Here is a 17,073-nt window from a genome sequence, read left to right as displayed (position 1 = left end):
TGGTGACCAGAAGTGCAAAATCGCGGGGAATCACCGCCGTTCTCCCAGCCTCGGGCCGTAGTGTGACCAGTCCCGGAAGGAGACGGCGTGCAGGTGATCGACATCATCCTGATCGGGGTGCTCGTCATCGCGCTCGCCGTCGGCCTGCAGCGCGGGCTCCTGGCGAGCCTGGGCTCGCTGATCGGGCTGGTCGCCGGCGCCTTCGGTGCGCTGTGGGTCATCCCACTGGTCAACGACGCGCTGCCGAGCCAGGCCTGGCGCGGCGTCGTGGTGATCGGCGGGACCATCTTCCTGCTCGTCGTCGGGGCCGCGATCGGCGGGGCGGTGGGCGAGGCTCTGCGCAGCGGCGTGGACCGCACTCCGCTGCGCGGCTTCGAGCGCTTCCTCGGCGGCGTCGCCGGCGTCATCGTCGCCGCCCTGGCGGCATCCTTCGTCGGGCAGGGACTGGCCGCGACAGGCATGCCCGTCGTCGCGCAGGCCCTGGGCTCCTCGGTCGTGCTGCGCACCATCGACGATCTGACCCCGGCGCCGGTGCAGACGACGCTCGCCCAGCTGCGCTCGGCGGTGCTCGACGAGGGCATCCCGCGCCTGGGCATCCTCCTCGTGCCCGACGCCGTCGATGAGCCCCTTCCCGCCATCGCGCTGGACTCCCCGGACCTCGAGTCGGCCGCGGCGTCGGTCGCCCGCATCTCGGGCGTCGCGTACGCGTGCGGCACCAGCTCGACCGGCAGCGGCTTCGTCGCGGCGACCGACCTCGTCGTCACCAACGCCCACGTCGTCGCCGGCGTCGAGACGCCCGTCGTCGAGCTGCCCGGACGCGCCGCCCGCGAGGGGCGCGTCGTCTACTTCGACGCCGTCGACGACATCGCCGTGATCGAGGTCGACGATCTGGAGGCGACGTCGCTGACGGTCACGGCTCCGCTCGGGACGGGTGCCGCCGCCGTCGTGCAGGGCTATCCGTACGGCGGCCCGTTCGAGATGGGATCGGCGCGGGTGCTGTCGGTCGCCACCACGCCCGTGCCCGACATCTACCAGGGATCGAGCGCGCCGCGCGACATCTACGCGCTGCAGGCGACGATCGTCCCCGGCAACTCCGGCGGTCCGCTGCTGAGCACGACCGGGCAGGTCGTCGGCGTCGTGTTCGCCCGCGCGGACGACGGCCGCGACATCGGCTACGCCATGACGACGACCGAGCTGCTGCCCGTGCTGGCGCAGGCCGATGCGCTGGAGCAGCCCGTATCGACCGGCGCCTGCACGACCTGACGCCGGCCGCGCGCGGTCGGAGCCGAGACGTACCGCTAGAATCGACGTACAACTTCACGACCGATCACCCGCCACGGGAGAACGCCGCTTCGCGGCTGCCGTAGGAGCAACCCCTCCCGGAATCTCTCAGGCCCACGTACCGTGGCGACAGGTCACTCTGGAAAGCGGAACCGCATGGTTCCCGCCGACGGGGCAAGCGCAGTATCCTGCGCGGAAACTCTCAGGCCAATGACAGAGCGGGAGGAACTCTCACCCATCCATCCGGATGCCTTCGACAAGGAGTTCCTCATGACCGCCGCCGTACCCTGCCGCCGATGAGCGCCACCGACATCGGTGTCGCCGACCTCTTCTCGATCGGCATCGGCCCGTCGAGCTCGCACACCGTCGGGCCGATGCGGGCGAGCGCCGACTTCGTCGCGCGCCTGGGCGCGAGCATCGTCGACGTCGCCGCCGTCGACGTGGAGCTGTACGGCTCGCTCGCCGCGACGGGCGCCGGCCACGGCACGCTCACGGCCGTCCTGATCGGACTCGAGGGATGCCGCCCCGAGCAGATCGCGTCGGACGAGGTCGCCGCCCGGGCGACGCGGATCGAGCGCGACGGCACGGTGCGCGTCGGCGGCGTGCGCGAGGTCGCGCTGCGCACGTCCGACATCCGCCTTTCGCCGCGCACCGTCCTCGCGGTCCACACCAACGCCGTGCGCCTGCGCGCCACGGCGGCCGACGGGCGCATGGTCGACGAGGCCGTGTACTACTCGGTCGGCGGCGGATTCGTCGTGCGCGAGGGCGAGGCGCCCGCGGCCGACGACCGTCCGTCCGTTCCGCACACGTACTCGACCGCGGCCGAACTGCTGACCCTGTGCGAGGCCGAGGGCGTCGGGATCGCCGAGATCGCCTGGCGCAACGAGTCCGTTCGGCGCAGCGGCGACGACCTCCGGGCCGACATCCTCCGCATCCGGGACGTCATGGACGAGTGCGTCGCGGCGGGGATCGCCGCCGACGGCATCCTCCCCGGCGGTCTCGGCGTGCAGCGCCGCGCCCCGGGCTGGCACGCGCGGCTCGAGCGCGAGGATCCGGACCGCTCCGACGCCTTCGCGCAGGAGTGGGTCAACCTCGTCGCCCTCGCCGTCAACGAGGAGAACGCCGCGGGAGGACGCGTCGTCACCGCGCCCACCAACGGGGCAGCGGGCATCATCCCCGCCGTGCTCCACTACGCCGTGCACTACTCGCCGGCCGCCCGCGCGGGACGCGACCGCGACGACATCGCCGTGGAGTTCCTGCTGACCGCCACCGCCATCGGCGCTCTGTACAAGACGCGCGCGTCCATCTCGGGTGCCGAGGTCGGCTGCCAGGGCGAGGTCGGATCCGCCTGCTCCATGGCCGCCGGCGCGCTCGCCGCGGTGCTCGGCGGAACCCCCGAGCAGGTCGAGAACGCCGCCGAGATCGGCATGGAGCACAACCTCGGCCTCACGTGCGACCCGGTCGCCGGGCTCGTGCAGATCCCGTGCATCGAGCGCAACGCCATCGCGGCGGGCAAGGCCATCAACGCCGCCCGCATGGCGATGTGGGGCGATCGCAGTCACCGCGTGTCGCTGGACGCCGTCATCGAGACGATGCGCCAGACCGGCCGCGACATGAACGACCGATACAAGGAGACCGCTCTGGGCGGCCTCGCCGTCAACGTGGTGGAATGCTGAGGGGGTCCGCATGAGCGAGACGCACGACGACCAGACGCCGGCCGAGCCGGCGACGTACACGTCCCTGAGGGACGTGCACGAGGCGCTCGGCGCCGCCTTCACCGACTTCGGCGGCTGGATGATGCCGGTCCGCTACACGTCCGACCTCGCCGAGCACCACGCGGTGCGGCAGGCGGCCGGTCTGTTCGACATCTCGCACATGGCCGAGTTCATCGTCGAGGGTGAGCCCGCCGGCGCGTTCCTGGACTACGCGCTCGCCGGACGCGTCTCGACGATGCGCGTGGGCAAGGCGAAGTACTCGCTCGTGCTCGCCGAGACCGGCGGCATCGTCGACGACGTCATCGTCTACCGGGTCGCCGACGACCGCTTCCTTGTGATCGCCAACGCCGGCAACCGGGATGCCGTGGCCGCCGCGTTCGCCGAGCGGGCCGCCGAGGCGCCCGTCGCTTCGGTCTTCCGCAGCGCGCGGGTCGCCGGTGACGCGTTCCTGCGCATCGACGGCGCCGACCCGCAGGTCGCGACCATCGAGGACGCCTCGGACGAGTTCGCCCTCATCGCGGTGCAGGGGCCTGTGGCCCGATCCGTGATCGAGGCGACCGCTGCGATCACCGGCGTCGCCCCGGCTCTGGACGAACTCGGCTACTACGCGTGGTCGGCGGCGAGCTTCGCGGGTTCACCCCTGTTCATCGCCCGCACCGGCTACACCGGTGAGGACGGCTTCGAGCTGCTCGTCCCGCAGGCCGCCGCATCCGGGCTGTGGAACGCCCTGCTCGACGCCGGCCGTCCGCTCGGTCTCGTGCCGGCGGGCCTCGCCGCGCGCGACACGCTGCGGCTCGAAGCCGGCATGCCGCTGTACGGCCACGAGCTCTCGCTCGAGGTCGCTCCCGCACAGGCCGGCCTCGGTCGCGCCGTCGCCGCCGACAAGGACGACTTCGTCGGCAAGGGCGCCGCGGTTCCCGCCGACGCCCCCGTGCTGGTCGGACTCGCAGCCGAGGGACGGCGCGCCGGACGGGCCGGCTACGGCGTCTTCGTCGGGGCGGATGCCGACGCCGCCCGCGTCGGCGAGATCACGAGCGGCGCGCTCAGCCCGACGCTCGGCCACCCGATCGCGATGGCCTACGTGACGCCTGCGGCATCCGCCGAGGACACCCAGCTCTACATCGACGTGCGGGGCAAGCGCATCCCCGCGACCGTGACCCCCTTGCCCTTCTACCGGAGGAAGAAATGACCGACCTGAACAGCCTCAAGTACACCGCCGAGCACGAGTGGATCGCCCTCGAGGGCGACACCGCCACCGTCGGCATCACCGACTACGCCGCCGACAAGCTCGGCGATGTCGTGTTCGTCGAGCTCCCCGGCGAGGGCGACGGCGTCACCGCCGGCGACGTGTGCGGCGAGATCGAGTCGACCAAGTCGGTGGGCGAGCTGTACGCGCCTCTCACCGGTGACATCGTCGCCGCGAACGACGCCGTCGTCGACGACCCGTCGCTGGTGAACTCCGACCCGTTCGGCGAGGGCTGGCTCATCAAGATCACGGTCGACCCGGCCGCCGTGGACGGTCTCATGGACCGCGCGGCGTACCTCGAACTCACGGGCGGCGAGGCGTGACCGGCGCCTTCGCGCAGCGTCACATCGGGACGGATGCGGCCGCTCAGCGCGTCATGCTCGACGCGCTCGGCTACGCCGATGTCGACGCGCTCGTGAAGACCGCGGTGCCGGCGTCCATCCAGGTCCAGCCCCGCACCACGAGCGACATTCCCGCGGCGGCGACGGAGGCCGAGGCGCTGGCGGAGCTGCGCGCGCTCGCATCGCAGAACGGTGCCGCGCGCCCCATGATCGGTCTCGGGTACTACGACACGCTCACCCCGAGCGTCATCGCGCGCAACGTCTTCGAGAACCCGTCCTGGTACACCGCGTACACGCCGTACCAGCCCGAGATCTCGCAGGGTCGTCTCGAGGCGCTCATCAACTTCCAGACGATGGTCACCGACCTCACCGGGCTCACGACGGCGAACGCGTCGATGCTCGACGAGTCGACCGCCGTCGTCGAGGGGATGCTGGTCGCGCGACGCGCCTCGAAGTCGCGGTCGGACGCCTTCCTGGTCGACGCCGACGCGCTGCCGCAGACCAAGGCGCTGCTCGAGCACCGCGCGGCGGCGCTCGGCATCCGCATCCGCTACTCGTCGTTCGACACGTCGCCGCCCGCAGACCTCGACGTCTTCGGCGCGTTCTTCCAGTACCCGGGCGCCTCGGGCCGCGTGTGGGACCCGACCGAGGCGATCGCCGCGGTCAAGGACGCCGGCGGGCTCGTCGTGGTCGCGGCCGATCTGCTGGCGCTCACGCTGCTGCGCTCGCCCGGCTCGATGGGCGCCGACGTTGCGGTGGGCACGACCCAGCGCTTCGGCGTGCCGCTCGGGTTCGGCGGCCCGCACGCCGGCTACATGGCCGTGCGCGCAGGGCTCGAGCGTCAGCTGCCGGGTCGCCTCGTGGGCGTGTCGCAGGATGCCGCCGGCCACCCCGCGTACCGGCTGTCGCTCCAGACGCGCGAACAGCACATCCGCCGCGAGAAGGCGACGTCGAACATCTGCACCGCGCAGGTGCTGCTGGCCGTGATGGCCTCGATGTACGCCGTCTACCACGGCCCGACAGGGCTGACCGCGATCGCGACCGAGGTGGCGAAGAAGGCGCAGGCCCTCGCGGAGCGACTGCGCGAGCACGGGCTGTCGGTCGCGCACGAGGCGTTCTTCGACACGCTCCGCGTCACCACGCCCGGCCCGTCCGAGCGCGTCATCGACCGGGCGCGCGAGCGCGGCTACCAGCTGTTCTGGGCCGACGACGCGACCGTCGGCGTCTCGGTGGACGAGACCACGACCGCCGACGACCTCGCCGCCGTCGCGTGGGCGTTCGGCCTCCCCGAAGGCGAGTTCCTCGGTGCGGGGGAGCAGGGCGAGCGGGCGCTGCCGTTCGAGGGCGCCGAGGCGCTCGCCGGCGTCCCGTCGACGCTGCTGCGCGAGAGCGGGTTCCTCGAGCATCCGGTGTTCAACACGCACCGCTCCGAGACCGCCATGATGCGGTACCTCAAGACCCTCGCCGACCGCGACTATGCGCTGGACCGCGGCATGATCCCGCTGGGCTCGTGCACCATGAAGCTCAACGCGGCCACCGAGATGGCGGCGGTGTCGTGGCCCGAGTTCTCGCGCGTGCACCCCTTCGCGCCCGAAGCGGACGTGCACGGCTACCTCGCCATGATCGAGCAGCTCGAGGTGTGGCTGGCCGAGGTCACCGGCTACGACGCGGTGTCGCTGCAGCCCAACGCCGGCTCGCAGGGCGAGCTCGCGGGCCTGCTCGCGATCCGCGGCTACCACCACGCGAACGGCGAGACCGAGCGCACCGTGTGCCTGATCCCGTCGTCGGCGCACGGCACCAACGCGGCATCCGCGGTGCTGGCCGGCATGAAGGTCGTCGTCGTCGCGTGCGACGAGGCCGGAAACGTCGACCTCGACGACCTGCGCGCCAAGATCGCGGCGCACGCCGACGCGCTCGCGGCGCTCATGATCACGTACCCGTCGACGCACGGGGTGTACGAGCACGACGTGCTCGAGATCACGCAGGCGGTGCACGACGCCGGCGGCCAGGTGTACGTCGACGGCGCGAACCTCAACGCGCTGCTCGGCTACGCGCGCTTCGGCGACCTGGGCGGCGACGTGTCGCACCTGAACCTGCACAAGACGTTCGCCATCCCGCACGGCGGCGGCGGCCCCGGCGTCGGCCCGGTGGCGGCGAAGGCGCACCTCGCGCCGTACCTGCCCTCGCACCCGCTCGCGCAACGCAAGGACCACGCCGGCGGACACGTGTTCGACGGCGGCCCGGTCTCGTCGGCGGCGTACGGATCGGCGTCCATCCTGCCGATCACCTGGGCGTACGTGCGCATGATGGGGCTCGCCGGGCTCAAGGACGCCACGGCCGCCGCGGTGCTGTCGGCGAACTACATCGCGTTCCGGCTGAAGGACCACTTCCCGGTGCTGTACGCCGGCGAGGGCGGCCTCGTCGCGCACGAGTGCATCCTGGACCTGCGCCCGCTGCGGGAGGCGACCGGGGTCACCGTCGACGATGTGGCCAAGCGCCTCATCGACTACGGCTTCCACGCGCCGACGATGTCGTTCCCGGTCGCCGGGACGCTGATGGTCGAGCCGACCGAGTCCGAGGACCTCGCCGAGATCGAGCGGTTCGTCGAGGCGATGATCGCGATCAAGGCCGAGGCGGATGCCGTCGCGTCGGGAGTCTGGCCCGCCGAGGACAACCCCCTCGTGAACGCGCCGCACACCGCGGAGTCGGTGGTCGCGGGGGAGTGGGCGCACCCGTACTCCCGCGAGACGGCGGTGTATCCCGTGCACGCCATCGTGCGGAACAAGTACTGGCCGCCCGTGCGCCGCATCGACCAGGCCTACGGCGACCGCAACCTGGTGTGCGCCTGCCCACCCATCGAGGCCTTCGCGTAGCTGCCCGGGTCCCACCGGGCCGCGTCCCCGCGTCCTCGCGTCCCCGCGTCCCCGCGCGCCCGCGTCGGGACCGCGCATCTGCGCTGAGACACACGAATCGCACCGAGACCCCCCGATGATTCGGGGGGTCTCGGTCATTCCGGGGGGTCTCGGTCATTTCGGTGCGTCTCGGTCACTCGCGGGGCGGGCGCGTCGGGGCGGGGACGCAGTCACTCGCCGGCGGCGCGGTCGCGGAGTGGGGTGCGGCCGACGCTGGCAGATGGCGCAACGGAGCGCGGATTCGAGCGGAGCGTGTCGAGCAGCGCGCGAGCGGCGGGCCGCGCGGGCGTCAGACCCGCGGCGGACAGCTTGTCGCCGAGCGGCGTCCCGCGCATCATGTCGGCCCACTCCCAGCGGGCCATCGGGCCTTCGTTCCGGCGCAGCCGGTCTTCGCGCCGCTTCTCATCGACGAAGTGCGCCTTCATCGCGCGCGGGTCGTCCGCGTCGTACTTGCCCCAGCCGTCGGACTCGCCGATGACGCGCCTGACGCGCCAGAAGAAGTCGACCCGGTCGGTGAAACCCTCGTGCTCGAACGCGGTCTGGAGTTCCGGGGCTTCGAAGCCCAGCCACTCGATCACCGCGCGGCTCACCGACTCGCCGACCGACTCGGCGACCGCCGTCGCGCGCTCGTGCACCCAGTCGAGGCGCCGCCGTCCCCGCCGGTCGGCGGCGGCGCGACCGAGCGCAGCGAAGTCGAGGCTCTCAGCGCTCTGTCTCAGCGCGGCGTCCGCGACGGCGAGGGCGAACGCCGGTGGCAGCACGCGGCACAGCGCCACCGCCGTCGGAACGAGTGCGGTGGCTGCGATCCCGTCGTGCCGGACGGTCTCGGCGTCGTCCATCGAACCGTGCACGACGACATCGCCGTAGCGCCGGGACGTGCCGCCGGAGTCGAGGACGTGCACGTCGCGAGGTTCGCCGAACACCGGAAGCGTGCCCAGGACGGCCGCAGATTCGAGGCAGAACACGGGATCGTCCCACGTGAGCGCGACCGCCTCGACCCGATGGCGATACCGGTCCCACGGGCTGAGAGCGCGCCACGCCGCGCCGTCCGCGTAGACGCCCGGGCGCACGCGTGCGAGCCCTCGGCGCCGCGCGGAGGGAAGCACACCCGCATCGCGCGTGCGGAACAAAGTCACCTGATGGTGCGTCGGCTTCGGCATCCATCGACGATGAGTCCGCGCATCCGGCCGCGCCCGCCGGCCGCCCGATCTGTGGACGCCTGCTGCGCGTGCGCGCCATGTGCAGGAGCCCGCGCCCGCTGGTCCTGGACCCGCGCCCGCGCCGGGACGTGGGTCGCTCGCCGAAGCGAAGGTCGCTCGCCGAGACGCAGGTCCCTCGCCCGGACGCAGGTCTCTTGCCCAGACGCGGATCGCTCGCCGAAACGAAGGTCGCTCGCCGAGGCGCGGGTCGCTCGCCCAGACCAAAGTCGCTCACCGAGACGCGGGTCGCTTGCTGAGGCGCGTTTCGTTGGCCCAGACGCGGGTCAGGGGCGCCCGGTCTCGGTCGAAATCCGTGGTCTCGGCGAATCGGGGGCGTGTCAGGCGGACGGGGACGGTGTGGCGGACGGGGACGGGGACGGGGTGGGCGTGGGGGAGACGGCGGGGGCGAAGACGTCGGGCCACAGGGCGGCGGCGACCGGGTAGCCGACGAACGCGACGATGTCGAGCAGCGCGTGGGCGATCACCAGCGGCATGATCCGGCCCCACCGGCGGTAGCACCAGCCGAAGACGACGCCCATCGCGAAGTTGCCCACGATCGCGCCGAAACCCTGATACGCGTGGTACGCCCCGCGCATCGCGGCGGTCGCGAGGATGATCGTCCACCATCCCCAGCCCAGCCGCCGCAGCCGGTCGTACAGCCAGGCGATCCCGATGACCTCTTCGAGCAGCGCCGCGCGCAGGGCCGAGAGCACCAGCAGGGGAATCGTCCACCACGCCGCGTCGAGGGTCGATGCCGCCACGGCGACGTTCAGCCCGAGCACCCGCGCGAGCGCGTAGAGCCCGAGCCCGGGGATGCCGATCACGGCGAACAGCGCGGCTCCGCGCGCCAGGTCGCCCCCGAACCGCGAGAAGTCCAGGCCGATGCGGCGAAGCGCATTCGACCCGGGCTCCCACAGCAGGTAGATCACCAGCGCGACGAGCGCGAGATCGAAGGCGATGTCGAGCACGCGGTAGATCGCGTCCCACACCGCCTGATCGGCGCGCACGGGGTTCAGCTGCGCCGACTGCTGCGACAGCGGAACCTCGATCGTGAGGCGGCGGATCAGGGTCAGTGTGGAGTAGATCGCCTGCTGACCCAGGGTGAGGGCGAGCACGATGCCGACCTCCCACCACAGTCTGGCGCGGCTGGGAGTCCGCTGATCGCCCGGTGGGGGTCCGGTGAACTGCACCTTGTGCACTTCCTCTCAGGGGTGTAGGCGACAAGACGGGCCGTGTTGTCACAATGTCACATCGGATGCCGCTTGAGTAAAGGGCATGTAACGTTTTGGGCTCAAGTTTTGATCATCGATGCAAGCGTGCCTATCGTTTATCCGTTCGTGTCCGAGGACGTACAGCGCGTTCATCGGATACATGTATCCCTTGCACAGGAGGAAATCAGAGTGAAGATCACACGTCTGGGTGCAGGCCTGGGCATCGTTACGGTTGGGGCTCTCGCCCTCGCCGGATGCTCGGTCCCGTACGAGTCGGAGGTCATCGAGGACACCGAGATCACGGTGTCCTGGAACGACATCGTCGACAACTTCAACACCGACAGCACCGCCGGCAACAACGTCGCCAACTCGAACATCGACTACATGACGACGTCGGACTGGAGCTACTACAACGACTCGCCGGAGCTCGTGCAGAACACCGAGTTCGGCACCTACGAGAAGACCAGCGACGACCCGCTGACCGTCGAGTACACGATCAACGAGAACGTCGTCTGGTCGGACGGTACGCCGATCGACGAGGCCGACCTGCTCCTCGCGTGGGTCACGATCTTCGGTGCTTTCGAGACCGAGGACGGCTACCTCTTCAACCACGCGAACCCGCGTCCCGACCTGGCGTCGGCGCTGCCCGAGCTCGACGAGCGCAAGCTGACGCTGGTCTACGACAAGCAGTACGTCGACTGGGAGGTCCAGTACGGCCTCGGCCAGGTCGCCGCGCACGCCGCCGTCATGCTGGCGTACCCGGAGATCGAGGACCCGCAGGAGGCCAAGGACCAGTTCGTCGAGGCCGTCCAGAACGAGGACGTCGAGTGGCTCACCCCGGTCGCGGACGTCTGGAACTCGGACTTCCAGTCGGCCAACACCCCCGACAACGAGCTGAAGTACCTCTCGGCCGGTCCCTACATCGTCGAGGACCTCGTCGAGGAGGACTACGTCACCCTCGTCGCGAACGAGCTCTACACCTGGGGCCCCTCGCCCAAGTACCAGCGCATCACGGTCCGCCAGATCGCCGACCCGACCGCGCAGGTGCAGTCGCTGCAGAACCAGGACGTCCAGGTGGCCTCGGGCCAGCCGACGCCCGACGTGCTGCAGCTCGTCCAGGAGACCGAGACCGCCGAGTACTACACCGGTGACGAGGCCACCTACGAGCACGTCGACCTGACCTTCAACAACGGCGGTCCGTTCGACCCGGCTACCTACGGTGGCGACGAGGAGAAGGCGCGCATGGTCCGCGTCGCGTTCCTCAAGACCATCCCGCGCGAGGAGATCCTCGAGAAGCTGATCCGTCCGCTGAACCCGAACGCCCAGGTCCGCAACTCCACGCTGACCATCGCGGGCTCGCCGTTCTACGACGGCATCGTCTCGGAGAACGGCTCGGCCGAGTACGCCGAGGTCGACATCGACGGCGCCAAGGCGCTGCTCGAGGAGGCCGGTGTCGAGACCCCGGTCGACGTGAAGTTCTGGTACCCCGAGGGCAACACCCGTCGTGCCGCTGAGTTCGAGCTCATCGCCACCTCGGCCGCTCTCGCCGGCTTCAACGTGATCGACGACTCCGAGCCCAACTGGGAGTTCACCGACACGACCGCTCTGCCGATCAACCCGCACGACGCGGTGATCTTCGCCTGGGCGTCGACGAGCCTCGCGCTCACCGGTTCGGACCAGTACCTCGGCTCGGGCCAGCCCTCGAACTTCGGTGGCTACTCGAACGAGGTCGTGGACACGCGTCTGGCGGACCTCGAGACCGAGCTGGATGAGGGCGAGCAGCAGCAGATCCTCATCGACGTCGAGTCCGAGCTCTGGGGTGACGGCTACGGCATCACCATCTTCCAGTTCCCCGGTCTGACCGCATGGGACAAGGGCGTGACCGGCATCGCTCCGGCACCGCTGGCCCCGTACTACTTCTGGAACTTCTGGGAGTGGGCGCCCGTGGACGGCACGGTCGCTGAGTAAGCACTAGTGCATCGCCCCCGGTGGGCCGGATGCGATAGCATCCGGCCCACCGGCCATGTCGATCAACAAAAGGACCCTTGTCGGTGCTCTCCTTCGTTTCACGGCGACTCGTCGCCACCCTCCTCGTTCTTCTCGTCGCGTCGTACGTCGTCTATGTGCTGACCGCGATCTCCGGCGATCCGCTGCTCGAACTGCGCGGCAGCAACGATCCGGACACCCAGGTCAAGATCGAGTACCTCTCCGGGGTGCTCCAGCTGGATGTCCCGCCGGCCCTGCGCTACTTCACGTGGCTGCCCGGTGCGGCCGGATGCCTGATCGGTCAGTGCGACCTCGGCATCTCCGTCGCGCGCGGTGAGCTGCCGGTGACCGAGATCATCCTCACCGCGATGGGCTCCACCCTTCAGCTCGTCACCGTCGCCGTCGTGCTGTCGATCCTCTTCGGTGTCGCCATCGGCATGACCACGGCCCTGCGCCAGTACAGCGGCTACGACTACACGGTGACCTTCGCCACCTTCGTCTTCTACTCGCTGCCCGTCTTCTGGGTCGCGGTGATCCTGAAGCAGTACGGCGGCATCGCCTTCAACCAGTTCCTCGGCGATCCGGTGATCGCGTGGTGGTTCATCGTCGTCTTCGGCCTGGTCGCCGGATTCATCTTCATGGCGGTCGTCGGCGGCAGCCTGAGCACGCGCATCAAGACGTTCATCTTCACCGGCATCGCGGCCGGCGGGTTCCTGGCGCTGCTCGACGTGACCAACTGGTTCGAGCAGCCGTCGATCGGCATCGTGGGCGTCGTCCTCTTCACGATCGGCAATGCGCTGATCGTCGCGAGCCTGACGACCGGGCTGCGTGACCGCACAGCGCTGATCGCCTTCGGCCTCGCCGCCGTCGTCGGTCCCGTGGCGCTGTACTACCCGTTCCAGTACCTCTTCTACTACGGCAACGCGTGGTGGACGATCGCTATCGCAGCGCTCGCGCTCGCGGGCATCGGCGGCCTCGTCGGCTTCCTGTTCGGCGGCGATCGCAAGATGTACATGGCTCGGATCGTCGGCCTCGCGGCGCTGCTCGGCACCATCCCGCTCGTGTTCGACCAGATGTTCCAGCGCTGGGCGACCTACCAGTCGATCATTCCGCTCTCGAGCGGTGTCATCTCGACCATCGGCGCCTCGACGCCGGCGATCGACCGCCAGGACGACTACTGGCTGCAGATGCTCGACTCGCTCACGCACATGATCCTGCCGACCATGACCCTGATGCTGATCTCGCTCGCGGCGTACACGCGCTACTCCCGTGCGAGCCTGCTCGAGGTCATGAACCAGGACTACGTCCGCACGGCGCGCGCGAAGGGCCTCTCCGAGCGCGTCGTCGTCATGCGTCACGCGTTCCGCAACGCCATGATCCCGATCGCGACCATCATCGCGTTCGACTTCGGCGGCCTCATCGGCGGCGCGGTCATCACCGAGACGGTGTTCGCGTGGAAGGGCATGGGTGCGGTGTTCTCCGACGCCCTCAGCCACACCGACGTGAATCTCATGATGGGCTTCTTCCTCGTCACGGGAATCCTCGCCGTCGTCTTCAACATCATCGCCGACCTTCTGTACTCGGCTCTCGATCCTCGAATCCGGGTGAGCTGACATGGCTGACAAGTACAACTCCGAGAACATCCCGCAGGAAGCGAACCCGAACGACCTGCTTCCCAACGAGGACGACTTCGAGTCGCAGCACCGCGATGACCGCGGCAGCGAGATGTCGATCGAGCAGCGCGAGGTCGCCGGCCTCAGCCAGGGGGCGATCGTCCGCCGCCGGTTCTTCCAGCACCGCGGCGCGATCATCTCGCTGATCGTGTTCGCGCTCATCGTGATCCTGGCGTACTCGTCGGTCGGCACCGTCATCGGCGGCACGGGCAACTACAAGATCGACCCGACCACGGGAACACTCGTGATCGACGGCTTCCGCATCACCGGCTGGTGGGGCAAGGACTGGTGGACCCGCTACAACATCGTCAACGGAGGCCAGCCCACGATCCAGCTGTGGCCGTTCCAGCTCGGCGAGCACCCGTTCGGTCAGGACGACCTCGGCAAGGACATGTTCGCCCGCGTCATGCGAGGAACCCAGCAGTCGCTCGTCGTGGTCTTCATCACGGGCTTCCTCGCGACGGTCGTCGGCACCGTCATCGGAGCCGTCTCGGGCTTCTACCGCGGCGTCACCGACTCGCTGCTGATGCGCTTCACCGACGTCATCATCATCATCCCGATCCTCGTCCTCGCGGCGGTGCTCGCGCGCACCGTGGGCGGCAACGCCGTCACGATCGGCGTCGTCATCGGCGTGCTTGCGTGGACCGGTCTCGCGCGACTCGTGCGCGCGGAGTTCCTCGCGCTGCGAGAACGCGAGTTCGTGGATGCCGCACGTGTGGCGGGCGCCAGCGATGTGCGCATCATCTTCAAGCACATCCTGCCCAACACCGTCGGCGTCATCGTCGTGAACTCGACGCTGCTGATGAGCGCCGCGATCCTGATCGAGGTGTCGCTGAGCTTCCTCGGCTTCGGCATCCAGACCCCCGACATCTCGCTGGGTCAGCTCATCAACGAGTACCAGGGTGCGTTCAACACCCGGCCGTGGCTGTTCTGGTGGCCGGGCGTGTTCATCATCGCCATCGCCCTGTGCATCAACTTCGTCGGCGACGGCCTGCGCGACGCGTTCGACCCGCGCCAGAAGCGCGTGCCGAACTTCAACGGCCCGCGCGCCGAGCTCAAGCGCTGGTGGGCGGCGCGCGGCGCCGACCGCACCGGCGCCACGGTTGGCGCGGCGGTCGCGGACGATGCGTCCGCACCCGGCACTGAGAAGCGGTGACGCGGATGTCGCTACACGAACAGCGCGAGCGCGAGCGCCGCGACCAGCGCGGCGCCAGCCGCGATGGTGACGGTGTGGAGCCGAACGTCGACGGCACCGACGTGCGCGTCGAGGGTTCCGGCATCGCGGAGCTGCTCCCAGCGGGTGCGCACGATGTAGGCGGCCACCCCCGAGTCCGAGCCGGTGAGATCGCCGGGGCGCACCGTTCCGGCGACGTAGCTCGACTCAGGCAGGTGCTCGGCCTGATCGCGCCGGATGGTCATCAGCTTGTGGCGGCCGGGAGCGGGCGCGGCCCACGCGACGATGCGCCGCTCGGGCGTGAAGAGGGTCAGCGCGAAGCGCGTGTCGATCCGCTGGATCTGCCCGTAGGGCACACGGATCGTGCGGAAGACGTTCTCGACCGTCACCGCGTCGTCGTCCACGCGCACGGAGGGTCGCCAGTACGCGGCCCACGCGACGTAGGCGAGCAGGCCGAGCATCGGCAGCGCGGCGACGCCGTTCACGGGCGACTGCACGAGCAGCACGACCGCCGCGGCCGCGCAGACGATCATCACCGCACCCGCGAGGAAACGGCCGAATCGGGGACGGAGCACATGGGCTTCGGGCATCCCCCTATCGTCGCAGAAGCGGCGTGACGAAACTCTGAAAGGCATCAGCACGTGAACCACACGCAGAACGGCACCGCACCGGTGCTGGAGGTGCGCAACCTCGGCATCGACTTCTGGGTCGATGGCGAGTGGGTCTCGGCCGCCCGCGGCATCGACTACACGCTCAACCCGGGCGACGTCCTCGCCATCGTGGGTGAGTCCGGTTCGGGCAAGTCGACCAGCTCGATGGGTGTCCTGGGACTGCTCCCCGGCAATGGCCGCGCCACCGGAAGCGCGAAGCTGTCAGGCGAGGAGCTCATCGGCGCATCGCCGGCGAAGCTGCGGAAGATCCGCGGCAAGGGCATCTCGGTCATCTTCCAGGAGCCGATGACGGCCCTGAACCCCGTCTACACGATCGGCTTCCAGATCGTGGAGGCGCTGCAGATCCACAACCCGAACATGCACAAGGTCGAGGCGACCAAGCGCGCGCTCGAACTGCTCAAGCAGGTCGAGATGCCCGACCCGCAGAAGGCGTTCGACTCGTTCCCGCACCAGCTCTCGGGCGGCCAGCGCCAGCGCGCGATGATCGCGCAGTCGATGTCGAACGACCCGAAGCTCCTCATCGCCGACGAGCCGACGACGGCCCTCGACGTCACGGTGCAGGCCGAGATCCTCGACCTGATGCGGCGCCTGCACACCGAGCTCGACTCGGCGATCGTGCTCATCACGCACGACATGGGCGTCGTGGCCGACCTCGCCGATCAGGTGATCGTCATGAAGGACGGCGCCGTCGTCGAGCACGGCAGCATCATCGACATCTTCAACGCCCCGAAGCACCCGTACACGCAGGCGCTGCTGGCCGCGGTCCCGCACCTCGGCACCACCGTCACCGACACCGCCGAGGTCAAGGAGCGCATCGAGAGCGAGAACGTCCTCCATCTGAAGGACCTCGTCATCGAGTATCCGAAGCGTGGACGGGTTCCGGCCTTCCGCGCCGTCGACGGGGTGGACCTCGACATCCGTCGTGGCGAGGTCGTGGGGCTCGTGGGCGAGTCCGGCTCGGGCAAGAGCACGATCGGCCGCGCCGCGATCGGTCTGCTCCCGGTCCACTCCGGCGAACTAGAGGTCGCCGGGCACAACATGGCCGGGATCGGCAAGGGCGAGCTGCTGAAGACGCGCCGCGAGATCGGCATCGTCTTCCAGGATCCGGGCTCGTCGCTGAACCCGCGTATCCCGGTCGGCGAGTCGATCGCCGAGCCGCTCCTGCTGTCAGGCGGCCACACGAAGGCCGAGATGACCCAGCGGGTCACCGAGCTGCTCGACGCGGTGGAGCTGCCGCGGGCGATGCGCAACCGATACCCGCACGAGCTGTCCGGCGGTCAGCGCCAGCGCATCGGCATCGCGCGGGCGCTCGCGCTGCGCCCGAAGTTCCTCGTCGCCGACGAGCCCACCAGCGCCCTCGACGTGTCGGTGCAGGCGCGCGTGCTCACGCTGTTCCAGGATCTGCAGAAGGATCTGGGCTTCGGCTGCCTGTTCATCACGCACGACCTCGCGGTTGTGGACCAGCTCGCCGACCGCATCGCCGTGATGAACCACGGCAAGCTCGTCGAGGTCGGCACGCGCGACCAGATCCTGCGCAACCCGCAGGACCCGTACACGCAGAAGCTCCTCTCGGCCGTTCCGGTTCCCGACCCCGAGGAGCAGCGCCAGCGTCGCGAAGCGCGTCAGGCCGCGCGCGGCCAGTAGGAGCACTGCTCGGCACCGAC

The 17,073-nt window shown here is 69.8% G+C and carries 12 protein-coding genes and 2 riboswitches; of the genes, 9 read left to right on the top strand and 3 right to left on the bottom strand.

What is annotated here, in order from left to right; translation table 11 throughout:
- Positions 1 to 87 precede the first annotated feature (87 nt).
- The 5 genes from HD594_RS13365 to gcvP all read left to right on the top strand — a co-directional run bounded on the left by HD594_RS13365 (position 88) and on the right by gcvP (position 7,456).
- A complete protein-coding gene (locus tag HD594_RS13365) occupies positions 88 to 1,263 on the top strand; it encodes a MarP family serine protease (RefSeq protein WP_184751419.1) in 1,176 nt (391 codons plus the stop codon).
- Positions 1,264 to 1,327: 64 nt separating this feature from the next.
- Positions 1,328 to 1,415: riboswitch (glycine riboswitch) on the top strand.
- A riboswitch (glycine riboswitch) is annotated at positions 1,416 to 1,508 on the top strand.
- Positions 1,509 to 1,577: 69 nt separating this feature from the next.
- Positions 1,578 to 2,957, top strand: a complete 1,380-nt coding sequence (locus HD594_RS13360; protein ID WP_184751418.1) for an L-serine ammonia-lyase — start codon at positions 1,578 to 1,580, stop codon at positions 2,955 to 2,957.
- A 10-nt stretch (positions 2,958 to 2,967) separates the two neighbouring features.
- A complete protein-coding gene (locus HD594_RS13355) occupies positions 2,968 to 4,185 on the top strand; it encodes a glycine cleavage system aminomethyltransferase GcvT (RefSeq protein ID WP_184751417.1) in 1,218 nt (405 codons plus the stop codon).
- Positions 4,182 to 4,565: a glycine cleavage system protein GcvH gene (gcvH, locus tag HD594_RS13350; protein ID WP_184751416.1), complete on the top strand. Its 384-nt coding sequence runs from the start codon at positions 4,182 to 4,184 to the stop codon at positions 4,563 to 4,565. The genes HD594_RS13355 and gcvH overlap by 4 nt, the downstream gene beginning before the upstream one ends.
- Positions 4,566 to 4,618: 53 nt before the next feature.
- Positions 4,619 to 7,456, top strand: a complete 2,838-nt coding sequence (gcvP, locus tag HD594_RS13345; protein ID WP_221446988.1) for an aminomethyl-transferring glycine dehydrogenase — start codon at positions 4,619 to 4,621, stop codon at positions 7,454 to 7,456.
- A gap of 209 nt (positions 7,457 to 7,665) precedes the next feature.
- Here gcvP and HD594_RS13340 read toward each other — a convergent pair whose 3' ends face one another.
- Complete coding sequence (locus HD594_RS13340) at positions 7,666 to 8,655, bottom strand: hypothetical protein (RefSeq protein ID WP_184751414.1); 990 nt, start codon at positions 8,653 to 8,655, stop codon at positions 7,666 to 7,668.
- A gap of 377 nt (positions 8,656 to 9,032) precedes the next feature.
- Positions 9,033 to 9,884 carry a CPBP family intramembrane glutamic endopeptidase gene (locus HD594_RS13335; RefSeq protein ID WP_271171168.1) on the bottom strand — a complete coding sequence of 284 codons (852 nt, stop codon included), beginning with the start codon at positions 9,882 to 9,884 and terminating at the stop codon, positions 9,033 to 9,035.
- A 210-nt stretch (positions 9,885 to 10,094) separates the two neighbouring features.
- Between HD594_RS13335 and HD594_RS13330 the strand changes: the two genes are divergently transcribed.
- The 3 genes from HD594_RS13330 (at position 10,095) to HD594_RS13320 (ending at position 14,720) form a co-directional block, all read left to right on the top strand.
- Positions 10,095 to 11,873, top strand: a complete 1,779-nt coding sequence (locus HD594_RS13330; protein ID WP_184751413.1) for an ABC transporter family substrate-binding protein — start codon at positions 10,095 to 10,097, stop codon at positions 11,871 to 11,873.
- An 83-nt stretch (positions 11,874 to 11,956) separates the two neighbouring features.
- Positions 11,957 to 13,504: an ABC transporter permease gene (locus HD594_RS13325; protein ID WP_184751412.1), complete on the top strand. Its 1,548-nt coding sequence runs from the start codon at positions 11,957 to 11,959 to the stop codon at positions 13,502 to 13,504.
- Position 13,505: 1 nt separating this feature from the next.
- Positions 13,506 to 14,720 (top strand): ABC transporter permease, encoded by a 1,215-nt coding sequence (locus HD594_RS13320; protein ID WP_184751411.1) that lies wholly within the window; start codon positions 13,506 to 13,508, stop codon positions 14,718 to 14,720.
- A gap of 11 nt (positions 14,721 to 14,731) precedes the next feature.
- On the opposite strand, the gene HD594_RS13315 is transcribed toward HD594_RS13320, so the two are convergent.
- Positions 14,732 to 15,328 (bottom strand): PH domain-containing protein, encoded by a 597-nt coding sequence (locus HD594_RS13315; RefSeq protein ID WP_246414046.1) that lies wholly within the window; start codon positions 15,326 to 15,328, stop codon positions 14,732 to 14,734.
- Between the two features lie 51 nt (positions 15,329 to 15,379).
- Between HD594_RS13315 and HD594_RS13310 the strand changes: the two genes are divergently transcribed.
- Positions 15,380 to 17,053: an ABC transporter ATP-binding protein gene (locus HD594_RS13310; protein WP_184751409.1), complete on the top strand. Its 1,674-nt coding sequence runs from the start codon at positions 15,380 to 15,382 to the stop codon at positions 17,051 to 17,053.
- Positions 17,054 to 17,073 lie beyond the last annotated feature (20 nt).

It is taken from the genome of Microbacterium thalassium (assembly GCF_014208045.1).
Classification (GTDB): domain Bacteria; phylum Actinomycetota; class Actinomycetes; order Actinomycetales; family Microbacteriaceae; genus Microbacterium; species Microbacterium thalassium.
The sequence above is the reverse complement of the archived record's forward strand: the minus strand, read 5'-3'. Positions and strand labels throughout refer to the sequence as shown.